16 protein-coding genes are annotated in these 13,233 nt (G+C 61.4%); 9 read left to right on the top strand and 7 right to left on the bottom strand.

The features are described 5' to 3' along the window. Nucleotides 1-93 precede the first annotated feature (93 nt). A complete protein-coding gene (locus ACF8EF_RS24685; RefSeq protein WP_176685596.1) occupies nt 94-1,167 on the bottom strand; it encodes a DUF748 domain-containing protein in 1,074 nt (357 codons plus the stop codon). A gap of 132 nt (nt 1,168-1,299) precedes the next feature. Here ACF8EF_RS24685 and cysK point away from each other — a divergent pair, with 132 nt between their 5' ends. Both cysK and ACF8EF_RS24675 read left to right on the top strand, forming a co-directional pair. Next, entirely contained in the window at nt 1,300-2,274 is a 975-nt protein-coding gene (gene cysK / locus ACF8EF_RS24680) for a cysteine synthase A (protein WP_176685595.1), read from the top strand. A 173-nt stretch (nt 2,275-2,447) separates the two neighbouring features. After that, on the top strand, nt 2,448-3,383 hold the full coding sequence (locus tag ACF8EF_RS24675) for an aspartyl/asparaginyl beta-hydroxylase domain-containing protein (RefSeq protein WP_176685594.1): 936 nt from the start codon (nt 2,448-2,450) through the stop codon (nt 3,381-3,383). 112 nt (nt 3,384-3,495) lie between these two features. Here ACF8EF_RS24675 and ACF8EF_RS24670 read toward each other — a convergent pair whose 3' ends face one another. Beyond that, entirely contained in the window at nt 3,496-3,624 is a 129-nt protein-coding gene (locus ACF8EF_RS24670) for a hypothetical protein (RefSeq protein WP_256122406.1), read from the bottom strand. Between the two features lie 195 nt (nt 3,625-3,819). On the opposite strand from ACF8EF_RS24670, the gene ACF8EF_RS24665 reads away from it, so the two are divergent. Beyond that, nucleotides 3,820-4,701: a DMT family transporter gene (locus tag ACF8EF_RS24665; protein WP_392462481.1), complete on the top strand. Its 882-nt coding sequence runs from the start codon at nt 3,820-3,822 to the stop codon at nt 4,699-4,701. A 3-nt stretch (nt 4,702-4,704) separates the two neighbouring features. Here ACF8EF_RS24665 and ACF8EF_RS24660 read toward each other — a convergent pair whose 3' ends face one another. Beyond that, on the bottom strand, nt 4,705-5,163 hold the full coding sequence (locus ACF8EF_RS24660; protein WP_176685592.1) for a DUF4265 domain-containing protein: 459 nt from the start codon (nt 5,161-5,163) through the stop codon (nt 4,705-4,707). Between the two features lie 13 nt (nt 5,164-5,176). Then, on the bottom strand, nt 5,177-6,052 hold the full coding sequence (locus tag ACF8EF_RS24655) for a DMT family transporter (RefSeq protein WP_176685591.1): 876 nt from the start codon (nt 6,050-6,052) through the stop codon (nt 5,177-5,179). Between the two features lie 206 nt (nt 6,053-6,258). Between ACF8EF_RS24655 and aceK the strand changes: the two genes are divergently transcribed. Next, on the top strand, nt 6,259-7,974 hold the full coding sequence (aceK, locus tag ACF8EF_RS24650) for a bifunctional isocitrate dehydrogenase kinase/phosphatase (RefSeq protein WP_176685590.1): 1,716 nt from the start codon (nt 6,259-6,261) through the stop codon (nt 7,972-7,974). A gap of 19 nt (nt 7,975-7,993) precedes the next feature. Here aceK and ACF8EF_RS24645 read toward each other — a convergent pair whose 3' ends face one another. Further along, nucleotides 7,994-8,854 carry a DUF6279 family lipoprotein gene (locus ACF8EF_RS24645; RefSeq protein WP_392462479.1) on the bottom strand — a complete coding sequence of 287 codons (861 nt, stop codon included), beginning with the start codon at nt 8,852-8,854 and terminating at the stop codon, nt 7,994-7,996. Between the two features lie 130 nt (nt 8,855-8,984). Here ACF8EF_RS24645 and ACF8EF_RS24640 point away from each other — a divergent pair, with 130 nt between their 5' ends. Further along, entirely contained in the window at nt 8,985-9,821 is an 837-nt protein-coding gene (locus ACF8EF_RS24640) for a S1 RNA-binding domain-containing protein (RefSeq protein ID WP_010955234.1), read from the top strand. 5 nt (nt 9,822-9,826) lie between these two features. On the opposite strand, the gene ACF8EF_RS24635 is transcribed toward ACF8EF_RS24640, so the two are convergent. Then, on the bottom strand, nt 9,827-10,207 hold the full coding sequence (locus ACF8EF_RS24635; RefSeq protein ID WP_003254641.1) for a hypothetical protein: 381 nt from the start codon (nt 10,205-10,207) through the stop codon (nt 9,827-9,829). A gap of 235 nt (nt 10,208-10,442) precedes the next feature. On the opposite strand from ACF8EF_RS24635, the gene ACF8EF_RS24630 reads away from it, so the two are divergent. The 3 genes from ACF8EF_RS24630 (at nt 10,443) to def (ending at nt 12,270) form a co-directional block, all read left to right on the top strand. Next, nucleotides 10,443-10,622: a CsbD family protein gene (locus ACF8EF_RS24630; protein ID WP_012051514.1), complete on the top strand. Its 180-nt coding sequence runs from the start codon at nt 10,443-10,445 to the stop codon at nt 10,620-10,622. Nucleotides 10,623-10,777: 155 nt separating this feature from the next. After that, nucleotides 10,778-11,734 carry a YihY/virulence factor BrkB family protein gene (locus ACF8EF_RS24625; protein WP_021783396.1) on the top strand — a complete coding sequence of 319 codons (957 nt, stop codon included), beginning with the start codon at nt 10,778-10,780 and terminating at the stop codon, nt 11,732-11,734. After that, entirely contained in the window at nt 11,734-12,270 is a 537-nt protein-coding gene (gene def, locus ACF8EF_RS24620; RefSeq protein ID WP_176685588.1) for a peptide deformylase, read from the top strand. Before ACF8EF_RS24625 ends, def begins: the two co-directional genes overlap by 1 nt. On the opposite strand, the gene ACF8EF_RS24615 is transcribed toward def, so the two are convergent. Beyond that, complete coding sequence (locus tag ACF8EF_RS24615) at nt 12,225-12,629, bottom strand: GNAT family N-acetyltransferase (RefSeq protein ID WP_392462477.1); 405 nt, start codon at nt 12,627-12,629, stop codon at nt 12,225-12,227. The two genes, def and ACF8EF_RS24615, sit on opposite strands and share 46 nt — an antisense overlap. A 318-nt stretch (nt 12,630-12,947) precedes the next feature. Here ACF8EF_RS24615 and ACF8EF_RS24610 point away from each other — a divergent pair, with 318 nt between their 5' ends. Beyond that, the gene (locus tag ACF8EF_RS24610; protein ID WP_003254632.1) at nt 12,948-13,205 is read left to right on the top strand and encodes a DUF2790 domain-containing protein; all 258 of its coding nucleotides are present in this window, start codon (nt 12,948-12,950) and stop codon (nt 13,203-13,205) included. Nucleotides 13,206-13,233 lie beyond the last annotated feature (28 nt).

Below are 13,233 nucleotides of genomic sequence, written 5' to 3'. Positions count from 1 at the left end.
CATAATCTGGATTTGTTTCCGACTATAACGCGGGGCCAGGCGGCTGCAAACGCAGACCGGGCATTCAGTCCCTGAATGCCCCGTCACGTTCTCTCAGTCAGACTTCGGCGCTGGCTGCTCGTAGCGTGCATTGAACGCCTGGATAAACCCGTTGCGCAGGATCTGCAAGAACGCCTCGAAGGCACTGATATCCTGTTGGCGCACACTGCCGCTGAGTTCCACCCGGGTGGCGAACTGGTTTTTCGGCTGGTTTTTCAGCACCGTCTCGGTCGCCCCCACCAGGGCCTCCCACACCGAGCGGAAGAAGCCCTTGTCCTTTTCCTCGACGTCCTGTTGCCAGTCGAACACGTCGACATCGCGCAGCAACGGTTTTATATAGCCGTTCAGCCGGCCGTTTTCTGCCTGGGCCTCGATGACCACGTCACCGTGCCCGGCATTGAAGTCGAATTTGCCGTAGGCGCTGGCAAAGTCATTCAGTTTGCGCAGCTCGATGCCGGTGGCGCGAAGCCTGAATTCGAAGTCATCGAAATCACTGAACGGGTCGAAGGTGGCACGGCTTTCTACCTTCGCATCACCCGCGATGAGCGCCGTACCTTCGAAACTGGCATCGCGACGGCCTTTCTGGTCGCGCACATTGGTCAAGTTGTGGATGCTGGCATTCAACCGGGTGGCCTTGAGGTCGACCGGTGGTTTGGAATTGAAGTTACGGAACGTCAGCACGCCGTTGTCGATACGCACTTCGTTGAGGGTGATGGGCAGGAGTTTTTCCAGCTGTTGGCGCCAGTCGGTACCTTGGCCGGTCTGCGATGCCTGTTTGCTACCACCGTCGACAAAATTCAGCTCGGGGCGCACGAAGGTCACCTCGGCCACCACTGCCTTGTCGTACCACAACGAGCGCCAGCTCACCGAAAGGTCGATCAGTGGGGCGTCGAGAAGCGGTACTGGCACCTTGCCGGTGGTCTTGACGACCTTCAGCCCATTGATCTGATACGCACCGCGCCACCAGGCCAGGTCCACATCGGCCACCTGGCCGCGGTAGTCACCCATGTCGGCCAGCTTGTCGTTGAGGTAGTCGCGCACCAGGTAGGGCAGGGCCAGGTGCAGCGCCACCAGCAGCACGGTCAGGCTGGCCAGGCCGACCAGCGGCCAGCGATAGCGGGCTTTCATGAGGCGGTCTCCAAGGCGGGATGTGCGGTTGACCGCAACGTGCCCAGCTGAGTTCGAACAGGCTTTACGGGCCACTGCCGCAGGCTTACCCTTGAGGCATTTCCCTGCTTTTTCATGCCAAGGACCCCTGCCATGAGCCGTATCTTTGCAGACAATGCCCACTCCATCGGTAACACGCCGCTGGTGCAGATCAACCGCATCGCCCCACGCGGCGTGACCATCCTCGCCAAGATCGAAGGGCGCAACCCGGGGTATTCGGTCAAATGCCGCATTGGCGCGAACATGGTCTGGGACGCCGAGAGCAGCGGCAAGCTCAAACCGGGCATGACCATCGTCGAGCCCACCTCGGGCAACACCGGTATCGGCCTGGCCTTCGTCGCCGCCGCCCGCGGCTACAAACTGATACTGACCATGCCCGCCTCGATGAGCCTGGAGCGCCGCAAGGTGCTGAAGGCACTGGGCGCCGAGCTGGTGCTGACCGATCCGGCCAAGGGCATGAAGGGCGCCATCGAGAAGGCCAACGAAATCGTCGCCTCCGCGCCGGACCAGTACTTCCTGCCGGGCCAGTTCGAAAACCCGGCCAACCCGGCCATTCATGAAAAAACCACCGGCCCGGAGATCTGGAGCGACACTGACGGCGCCATCGACGTGCTGGTGGCGGGCGTGGGCACTGGCGGCACCATCACCGGCGTGTCGCGTTACATCAAGCATACCCAAGGCAAGGCCATCCTTTCGGTGGCAGTGGAACCCGTGGCATCGCCACTGATCAGCCAGACCCTGGCCGGCGAAGAGCTCAAGCCAAGCCCGCACAAAATCCAGGGTATCGGCGCCGGCTTCGTGCCGAAAAACCTCGACCTTTCGATCGTCGACCAAGTGGAGACGGTGACCGACGAAGCGGCCAAGGCCATGGCTATTCGCCTGATGCAGGAAGAGGGCATCCTTTGTGGTATTTCCTGCGGTGCGGCAATGGCGGCGGCGGTGCGCCTGGCCGAGAAACCGGAAATGCAGGGTAAGACCATCGTCGTAATCCTGCCCGATTCGGGCGAGCGATATTTGTCGAGCATGCTGTTCAGCGACATGTTCAGCGAGCAGGAAAACCAACAGTAACCGGCCTTGCCGCTGACCCGGCGCAACAATCGGCGGCCGGGTTTATTGCAGAATCTTCATGAATGCGATCCCGCCCGGGTTGTTTTTACCGCGGCGGGATCGGTTTATGATGGCAGGATGATTTTCTGGAGAGCAGGCAGCGCAGCCCTGGCTCTTCCCCAAGGAGTGAAAGCATGACCTTTTCCTTTGCAGCCAAGGCGGGTGTCTTGCTGGTGTTTTTCGGCAGCGTGCTGTTCGTGCACCTGCGCGGCAAGGCCCGCCTGCCGGTGTTGCGCCAGTTCGTCAACCATTCGGCGCTGTTCGCCCCCTACAACGCGTTGATGTACCTGTTTTCCGGCGTGCCGTCCAAGCCCTATCTGGACCGTCAGCGCTTCCCGGAGCTGGACGTGCTGAAGGACAACTGGCAGGAAATCCGCGAAGAGGCCATGCGCCTGTTCGACGAAGGCTATATCCGTGCCGCCGAGAAGGATAACGACGCCGGCTTTGGTTCGTTCTTCAAGAAGGGCTGGAAGCGCTTTTACCTGAAGTGGTACGACAAACCGCTGCCTTCGGCGCAAACCCTGTGCCCGCGCACCGTCGAGCTGGTCAGCAGCATCCCCAATGTCAAGGGCGCAATGTTTGCCCTGCTGCCCGGCGGCAGCCACCTGAACCCGCACCGTGACCCGTTCGCAGGCTCGCTGCGCTACCACCTGGGGTTGTCCACGCCGAACTCCGACGCATGCCGCATCTACGTGGACGGTGAGCAGTACGCCTGGCGTGATGGCGAAGACGTGATGTTCGACGAAACCTACGTGCACTGGGTCAAGAACGAAACCGACGTAACCCGCGTGATCCTGTTCTGCGACATCGAGCGCCCGCTGAGTAGCCCGCTGATGACGCGCATCAACCGTAAGGTCAGTGCCTTCCTCGGCCGCGCCACCGCGCCGCAGAACACTGACGAAGAGCGCGTGGGCGGGATCAACCAGGCGTACGCCTGGAGCAAGCGCTTCAGCAACAGGATCAGCAGCCATGTGAAGCAGTTCAAGCGCGCCAACCCCAAGGCTTACCGCGTGCTACGGCCGGTACTGGCGGTGGTGGTGGCGTATCTGCTGTATCGCTGGTTGTTCTGATTTTTTGTAGTCTGTTCGGGCCTCTTCGCGGGGCCAAGCCCGCTTCCACAAGTGCATCACCCTCCTTGAAGGATGAGCAGAACCTGTGAAAGCAGGCTTGTGCCGCGAAGAATCACTCGCTATATTCCAGAACATTCACTTCTTCAAAGACCGCTGTCATGCCTGCCATTCCTTCCACCACACGCTTTGCCATCGCGCCAGTCGCGGGCATGGTCGTGCGTGGTAGCCAGCAGCCGGTCATGATCTGTCACTCCCCACCACCTGTCAGTGGCGTCGTAGGCGGCGTAGCTCCGCCTCATTGCGTGGTTGTGCTGGGCTGATCGGCTTCGTGCCGCAACCCTTCGCACGCGCAACCTACTGAACACGGTCGGCCACTTCTTACGTCGAAGCGCACGCCGTCCGTTTGGCTTATCTGCCTACTATCAGGTGGCAATTCATGTCTGTCTTTACCAAAGCGTCCGTGGCCTCGGCGGCCACTACCTGCCTGTTCGTCCTGCTGTGGAGCAGCGGGGCGATCGTCTCCAAACTTGGCCTGGCGCATGCCAGCCCGTTCGCCTTTCTGCTGTTGCGCTCGGCGCTGGCACTGGCTGGCCTGTTGCTGATCGGCCCGTTGCTAGGGTTGCGCTGGCCGCGTACTCGCGGGAGCATTCTGCGCGCCCTGGGTACCGGGTGTGTGCTGCTCGGTGCCTATCAGATTTTCTATCTGTTGGCGCTTGATACCCATGTCACCCCTGGTGTCATGGCCACGGTGATGGGCGTCCAACCGATCCTCACCGTGGTGCTGATGGAACGCCAGCGTTCCTGGAGCCGTTTGTTCGGCCTGGGTTTGGGGTTGGGCGGCTTGATCATGGTGGTCTACCAGGGCATCAACCTGGGCGGGGTATCGCTGGCGGGGATGCTGTTCGCCCTGCTGGCGCTGGTCAGCATGACCTTTGGCTCGATCCTGCAGAAGCGCATTACCGACAACCCCATGGGCACACTGCCGCTGCAGTACCTGGCCGGCTTTGCCATGTGCGCGCTGTTCGCACCTTTGCAACCGCTCCATGTCGAGTGGACCGGCAGCTTCGTCGGTGCGCTGCTGTGGATGGGCCTGGTGGTCTCGCTGCTGGCAACCTTGCTGCTGTACCGGCTGATCGCCAAGGGCAACCTGGTCAATGTCACCAGCCTGTTCTACCTGGTGCCGGCAGTGACTGCAGTGATGGACTTGCTGATCTTCGGTAATCGCCTGGCGCCGCTAAGCTTGCTGGGCATGGGGCTGATCGTTGTTGGGCTGCTGTTCGTGTTTCGCAAGCCCGCGGCGCGCCTGGCGGAAGCGTAGGCCCTAGCGGAATTCTTCGGGGATGGCGTGGCGCAACACGCCTTCCTCGAAGTCCAGCAGGCCGGCTTCGCGCTGGGTGAGCAGGTAGTAGAGCAGGGTGTCGAGCGAGCGTTGCGGCGGGACCTCGACAGCCAACATCTTCACTGCTTGCTCGGTTTCACAGGCACAGCCGAAATCCAGCAATGCCGCGCGCACCTGGTCGAGGGTTTCCGGTGGTTTGACGACCACCCGGAACACCGAGCTGCCGCTGCTGTGGCGCAGTTCTGCGAACCAGGTTTCGCCTTCTTCTTCACGGGTGTCGATCACATCGCCTGGGGCGATGCCGTAGACATGGAAGGGTATGTTGTCGATGGCATAGCCGCCTTCCACGGCCTTGGCCCACAGGCCCTCGACCGAGGCCGGTGGGTAGCCGTTCTCGTCCTGTTCCAGGCGGAACAGGACCTTCTTGTACGCGCTGTTCATGCAGTACCCCGCTTCAGCGGCGCGCTGGGCGCAGCACCAGCCACAAGGCCAGGCCAATCAGCAGGCCGCCGTAAAGATGCGCCATCGACAACGGCTCGTTCAGCAGCCATGCCCCCCACAATACACCGAACACCGGGATCAGGAAGGTCACGGTGCTGGCTTTGACCGGTCCGATCTCGGCCAGCAGGCGGAAGTACAGGATGTAGGCAAAGGCGGTGCATAGCAGCCCCAGCCCCAGCAACGACAACCACACCTCCCAGCCCCCCCAGCTGGCGGGCGGTTGGGTGAGTGCGCTCCAGCCGAACAGCGGGGTCAGCATCAGCGTGGCGCCGAGCATGCTGCCCAGCGCGGAAAGACGGCTGTCCAGGCCGCTGACCCAGCGGCGGGCGAGGAACCCGGCAAAGCCGTAGCAGGTGGTGGCCGCCAGGCAGGCGAGGGCGCCTTGCAGCAGGGCCATGTCCAGCGCCACCGGGCCGGCACCGCTGAGAATGCCGACGCCGAACAGGCCAAGGAAGATGCCGCAGAGTTTGGCCAGGGTCATTGGCTCGCGGAAGAACAGTACGCCGACCAGCACGCCCATCAACGGGGTGGTGGCGTTGAAGATCGCCGAATAGCCGGCAGGCAGCACCTGGGCCGCCACCGAGTAGAAGGTGGCGGGGATGCCGGAGTTGATCATGCCCAGCACCAGGCACGCGCCGAGCTTGCCCTGGAAGTCCCAGCGCACGCGGGCGGCGGCGAGTAGCACGATCAGGCCCAGACAGGCGATGGAGACCCGGAAGAACGCGGTCGGCACCGTGCCCAGTTCGGGAGCGATGATGCGCATGAACAGGAAACTCGCTCCCCAGACGGCGGCAAGGGTCAGCAGGCGGGCTAGGGCGATGGGGCTCACAACGGTCTCCGAAGGCAAGGCAGGGGCGCGAGTGTACGCCAGGGGGCGGGGGGATTCTTGTGCTTTCTTGCTGTGTAATTCCTCTCGGGCTGCCGGCGTTGGACAACGCTGCTGTAACTACGCCAGCTCGGGCCTTCAATGGCAGTAACCCATGCACCCAAGGGCGGCTAAGCTCTGTACTCAATCCCTGCTCCGAGGCCCCACGCATGTCCCAGCCCTGGCCCGCTGTCGAAATCGCCCGGATGATCCTCGCCGGCTTCGACGACTACCGCGATCATTTCCAGCGCATCACTCTCGGAGCCCGCAAGCGCTTCGAGCAGGCGCGCTGGCAGGATATCCAGCAGGCCGCCGCCGCCCGCATCAATCTCTATGAAGAGAAAGTCGCTGAAGTCAACGGCTGGCTGCGCCAGGCCTTTGCCACGGAGGTGCTGCTGGACGTGGAGCAGTGGCCGCTGGTGAAAAACGCCTATATCCACCTGATTGACCCCCGCCTGGACGACGAGCTGGCAGAGACCTGGTACAACTCGCTGTTCTGCAGCCTGTTCAGCCATGACCAGATCAGCGACGGCTGCATGTTCATCCACACCACCCGGCCTTCCATGCGCGGCCGTGAGCGCGCCGCGCAAACACGTACCTATCGGCTTGACGGCAGTCTCAGGAACTTGCTGCGTGCGGTGTTCGCCGATTACCCGTTCGACATGCCGTATGGCGACCTGGAAGGCGACCTGACGCGGCTGGAAGAACAATTGCGTGAATGCCTGCCCGACTGGGTGTGCAAGGACCCGGCGCTGGCCTTGGAGCTGTTTGTACCCGTGCTTTACCGCAACAAGGGGGCCTATCTGGTTGGCCGCCTGTACAACAGCGATGAGCAGTGGCCGTTGGTGATTCCCTTGCTGCACCGCGAAGGCCACGGCATCGAGGCCGATGCATTGATCACCGACGAGGCCGAGGTGTCGATCATCTTTTCGTTCACCCGCTCTTACTTCATGGCCGATGTACCGGTGCCGGCCGAGTTCGTCAATTTCCTCAAGCGCATCCTCCCAGGCAAGCACATTGCCGAGCTATACACCTCGATCGGGTTCTACAAGCAGGGCAAGTCGGAGTTCTACCGCGCGCTGATCAACCACCTGGCCAGCAGTGATGACCGCTTTGTCATGGCGCCAGGGGTACGGGGCATGGTCATGAGTGTATTCACCTTGCCTGGCTTCAATACGGTGTTCAAGATCATCAAGGACCGCTTTTCGCCATCGAAAACCGTGGACCGCGCCACGGTGATCGACAAGTACCGGCTGGTGAAAAGCGTCGACCGGGTGGGCCGTATGGCCGACACCCAGGAGTTTGCCGATTTTCGCTTTCCGCGCAGCAAGTTCGAGCCGGATTGCCTGGCCGAGTTGCTGGAGGTGGCACCGTCGACGGTGGCGCTGGAGGGCGATACGGTGCTGATCCGCCACTGTTGGACCGAGCGGCGCATGACGCCGTTGAACCTGTACCTGGAGCAGGCCACCGAGGGCCAGGTGCTGGAGGCACTGGAGGACTACGGCCTGGCCATCAAGCAACTGGCGGCGGCGAATATCTTCCCCGGCGACATGCTGCTGAAGAACTTTGGCGTGACCCGCCATGGCCGGGTCGTGTTCTACGACTATGACGAAATCAGCTTCCTGACCGAGGTGAATTTCCGCCACATCCCGCCACCGCGTTACCCGGAGGACGAAATGTCGGGCGAGCCGTGGTACTCGATCGGGCCGCATGATGTGTTCCCCGAAGAGTTTCCGCCGTTTCTGTTTGCCGATATGGGCCAGCGGCGGTTGTTCAGCCGCTTGCATGGGGAACTGTATGACGCGGATTACTGGAAGGGGCTGCAGGCGGCGATACGTGAAGGGAAAGTGATCGATGTGTTTCCGTATCGGCGCAAGGCCCGGTGAATCAGGTCGAACAGGGCTGTCAGCCCTTCAAACACTTCATATCGCTCAAATGGGTGCGCACCTTGCCCAACCGTTCCTGCAGGAACCGCCGCTGCTGCGGAGTGCTTTGCTGCACCAGGTCAACCAGCAGGCTGCGCGCCTGGCGCTCGGTATTCCGATACGCCGCCCGGTACTCGGGTGTCCACAAACTTTCCTTGCGCTGCAACAAGGTCGCCAGGCGCGGCTCGAAGCTGGAGTCGTTGCGCTGGTTCATCGCCAACAGCAATTGCTGCTGCCAGTGGGCGCGGTTGGCGATCCATTCACGGTTCTGGTCACCCAGCGCTTGAGACCAGGTCTGGATGCGTTGCTTCTGTACCGCAGTCAACTCGCCAAACCAGGGTGCCAGGCGTTTTTCCATGCGCTCGCTACGGCGGGCAATCTGCTTCGGCAAGGGCGTATCCACATACTGCTTCTGCCGCTCACTGATGTCTTCGCGGAAAGCTTCACGCATTTTTGCTACCTGGTCGTCGCTCATGCCACGCAGCAGTTCGGTGGCCGAAGGGGTGATTTCCTCGGTCACCCGACCAATCGCTTCACGCACGTCGTGGGTGGTTTGCTGGAGGGCCTGGTCGGTTAGCTGGCCGGCGACGACCAGGCCACGTAGCCGGTCGAGCCAGTCGAGGTAGCCGGGCAGTTGAGTCTTGCAATGCCAGGCCAGGTGCTCGCGCAACCGATCATCCAGCAGCGCCCTCTGCTCGCGGTTCATGTCCAGGTAGTCACTCAGCGACCACGGCACCAGGCGGTCGAGGTTGCGATAGGCCAGGTCGATGCGGCTGCAGGCGGCCAAGGCCAAGGCCAAGCCGATGGCGATAAGCAGGGCTTTGGGCAGGCGTAGCGGCATGTGCTGTTCCTTCCTCAGGCTGGCCAGAAGGTAGATGCAAGTGCGGGCTGGCGGTTCCACTGCATGAGTGGTCGGGCCATGTGGTGGCTTCAGGTGTAGAATAGTCGCCTTGTCTTGAGGATCATCGGAAATGGCTCTGCTTGGGCGTTACAACAGTTTGCAAATCGTGAAACACGTGGACTTCGGTCTGTACCTGGACGGCGGCGCCGATGGCGAGATCCTGCTGCCCGGGCGCTATATCCCGAAAAACGCCGAGACCGAGGTCGATGACTGGTTGAACGTGTTCATCTACCTGGACAGCGAAGACCAGCTGATCGCCACCACCGAGAAGCCCAAGGTGCAGGTTGGCGAGTTTGCCAGCCTGAAGGTCAAGGACATCAACGGTGCCGGTATCTTCCTGGACTGGGGCCTGTCCAAGGACTTGCTGATGCCGTACTCGGAAGAGGCACGGCCGCTGAAGATCGGTGATTACTGCGTGGTGCACGTGTACCTCGACAAGCGCACCCGCCGGATCACTGCCACCTCGCGCCTGGACCGCTACCTCGATGTCACCCCGGCCGACTACAAGGTTGGCCAGCCGGTCGAGCTGCTGGTGGCCGGCGAAACGCCGATGGGCTTCAAGGCCATCATCAACAACCGCCACTGGGGCCTGATCCACAAGAACGAAGTGTTCAAGTTCTTGCGCTCGGGCATGCACGAGAAAGGCTTCATCAAGGAAGTGCGGCAGGACGGCAAGATTTCACTGAGCCTGCAGCCGGTAGGCGCTGCCCTGGCGGACACCCTTCAAGAGCAGATCATGGCGCGCCTGGAAGCCGAGGGCGGGGTGTTGGGTGTGTGCGACAAGAGTGACCCTGCGCTGATCAGCAAGCTGTTCAACGTCAGCAAGGGCAACTTCAAGAAGGCCATTGGCGGGTTGTTCAAGCAGGGCCTGATCGTCATCCATGACGATCGTATCGAGAAAGCCTGACCGCGTTACGCCTGTACGAAGTTACGGAAGTCCAACTGCTCGCCACCCGGACGGGTGTCGCGCAGCAGCGAGTCACGGTCGGCGCTGAGGGCCAGGCTGATGGTGGAGCGGCGCTTGCCAGGCTTGCGCACTTCCATCTGCTCCAGGTGGGCCTTGAGGAAATTGGTGGGCACCTTCAGGTGCTGCAGCTCATCGCTTTCCGGCGTGTGCAGCAGCAGGTTGACCCAGTCGGCCTGGCCTTTGCCCAGCAGTGCCACTGGCACTTCGAACCACCACAGGTTGCGTTTGTTGTCCAGGATGGCGAACAGCGTATTGCTGCTGGTCAGCACCGGGCGGGCCAGTGCTTCGTTGCGCCGGGCGATGGCGGCGGGTTTGTCGAGTTTCATGCAGGTTCCTGCGGGTTGACGCTATGAAGGCCTGCATTGTGAGGGGTGGCACGGGGCGGGGCAAGGTTTGTAACTTGCGGTGCCTGTGCGGGCCTCTTCACCGGCTTGTGCGGTATTCCCCCGCAGTCTTACCGTCCGGCTTCTGAGCGGGAGATCCGTTGAAACTCCTGGCGAAGGCGTTGGGTCCACCTAATGTCGACACGGTTCACGTGTCTCCATTTGCAGGAGTTTTGCCATGAGCGGTACTAAAGACAAAGCGAAAGGCTTGGCCAACGAAGCGATCGGCAACGTGAAACAGGGTGTTGGCAAGGTGACCGACAACGACAAGCTGCGGGCCGAAGGCAAGGCGCAGGAGCTCAAAGGCGAGGCGCAACAGGTCAAGGGCAATGTGAAGGATGCGGTGAAGAAGCCTTGACTTGAGGCGGCCTGTGCCGGCCTCTTCCGGGTGATACGCGAAGAGGCCGGGACTATATGTAAGCAAAGCCTTCAACCATGGCCGGGAGCAGCACAGCACGGGCAGGGTCTATTAGACTTGTCTGTTGTAACGATCAAGCGGCGAAAGGAGACGCTATGATTTTCCCCGACCTGCGCGGCTTGCCCCTGCACCGCGTGCTGGTACGTACCGTCAAGGAATTCCTCGACGACGAGATGTCCACCTATGCCTCAGCGCTGGCCTACCAGGCGCTGTTCTCGCTGTTCCCCTTCCTGTTGTTCCTGATTGCCCTGATCGGTTTCCTGCATTTGCCGGACTTTTTCTCCTGGCTGCGTCTGCAATCGGAACTGGTATTGCCGCCTCAGGCGCTGGAGCAGGTGAATCCGGTGATCGACCAGTTGCAACAATCCAAGGGTGGGCTGCTGTCGGTGGGTATCGTGATCGCCCTGTGGACCGCCTCCGCTGGCGTGCGCCTGATGATGAGCGCCATGAACGCCGCTTACGATGTGCCCGAAGGTCGCCCGGTGTGGAAGCGTATCCCGCTTTCCATTTTCTACACCGTGGGCCTGGCTGGCATGCTGCTGGCGGCCGCAGCACTGATGGTGCTGGGCCCCCAGGTGATGGAATGGATCGCCGCCCAGATCGGCATGCAGGAGTTCATCGTCACACTGTGGACCATCCTGCGCTGGCCGGTGATCATCATTCTGCTGATGGTGGCAGTGGCCCTGATCTATTACGTGATGCCTGACGTGAAACAACAGTTTCGCTTCATCACCCCGGGCTCTGTGCTGGCGGTGGTGGTGTGGATCGTGGCCTCGCTGGGCTTTGCCTACTACGTGAAGACCTTTGCCGACTACAACGCCATGTACGGCAGCATTGGTGCAATCATCGTGCTGTTGCTGTATTTCTATATTTCGGCCGCCGTGTTGTTGCTCGGCGCCGAAATGAATGCGGTGATCGAGCACATGTCAGCCGAAGGCAAGAATCCGGGCGAGAAAGACTTCGACGAAGATAAGCCCAAGGAAACCTTGACTGTACTGGGTCACGAGCACCCGAACCCGAGCAAGCCTCATAGCGTCGAGCCGAACCCCTGATGATCCGTGACATTCTCAAGATGGGCGACGAACGCCTGCTGCGCATCGCTCCGCCAGTGCCCGAGCACATGCTTGGCAGTGCCGAACTGCAGCAACTGATCGACGACATGTTCGAAACCATGCGTCACGTAGGCGGTGTGGGCCTGGCCGCCCCGCAGGTCGGCATCGACCTGCAGTTGGTGATCTTCGGTTTCGAGCGCAGTGAGCGATACCCCGAGGCCGAGGCGGTGCCGCAGACCATTCTGCTGAATCCGGTCATCACTCCGACCTCCACCGAGGTCGAGGACGGCTGGGAGGGTTGCCTGTCGGTGCCTGGCCTGCGCGGCGTGGTGCCGCGCTTCAAGCACATCGGCTACCAAGGCATCGACCCCCACGGCAACCCGATCAACCGCTTTGCCGATGGCTTCCATGCGCGGGTGGTGCAGCATGAGTGCGACCACCTGATCGGCCGGCTGTACCCCTCGCGCATCCAGGACTTTGCCAGGTTCGGCTACACCGAGGTGCTGTTCCCTGGGCTCGAGGTCAGCGACGACTGACCTCGCTGCAGGGCTACCAGGCGTTTGTTGCGCTGATAGCGAAGCAGGCGGCTGGCCAGGGCTTCTGGCAGCTGTTGGGCCAGGTCGAAGCCCAGGCGCTGGTAGAAGGGCGTCAGCTCGGGATGACAGAACAGCCAGACAGGCCCGCCAACTTGCGCCAGCGCTGTCTCGACCAACCGCGCGGCCACCCCTTGGCTGCGTCGCTGCGGGTCGACGAACAGGCCGGTCAGCCAGAACCCCTCACTCACCGCACTCAAGCTCAGCCCGGCGATGATGCCAGGGGCCCGTGCTACCCACAGTTCGGCGTCGCTTGCAGCGCGCATGCGTGAGCTGTGCTGGCGGTAGAAGTGGTCCAGCAAACGGCGTTCTGTGTCCGATAGCTTCGAACAGGACAATTGGTCAGAAATGGTGAGTCCTACCCTGAAACGTGGCCAGGGGCTCTGGCCTGATGATTTGCGGCCACTTTGTCGCAGATTGTTGCAAAACCGGCAAGGGTGAATATCCGACTCCGGGGTTCAACTATTGCTGGCCGGGAGTAGAATTTTGTTCATCCCCCCTGGCAGTACGAAGCGGGATCGGTACTTCGTGCCATCTAGACCATAGATGACAACTTCTCCGCGCCGGATACGGCAATAGAAGTCAATCGATCAGCTTGAACGCTCAAAAGGCAAAACCACATGAAACCATTACTGATTCTTGCGTTGGTCGGTATGTCCTCGTTCGCCCTCGCCGATGAGGCCAAACCCGTCTCCAGCGAGCCTGTGGCTCAGCAGTACGACTACTCGATGAACCTGGACATCAAGCGGGTGATCAACCTGTCGACCATACCCAACGTCTGCGAAGTGGTACCTGCGACCATGACCTATGAAGACCACCAGGGCCAGGTGCACACCATTCAGTACCGGGCCATGGGTGAAGGTTGCCAGCAGGGTTGACTGGTTGTGCCCGCCGCAGGCGCTGAAA

Origin of the sequence: Pseudomonas sp. zjy_15 (assembly GCF_043101865.1) — a bacterium.
Classification (GTDB): domain Bacteria; phylum Pseudomonadota; class Gammaproteobacteria; order Pseudomonadales; family Pseudomonadaceae; genus Aquipseudomonas; species Aquipseudomonas putida_Y.
The sequence above is the reverse complement of the archived record's forward strand: the minus strand, read 5'-3'. Positions and strand labels throughout refer to the sequence as shown.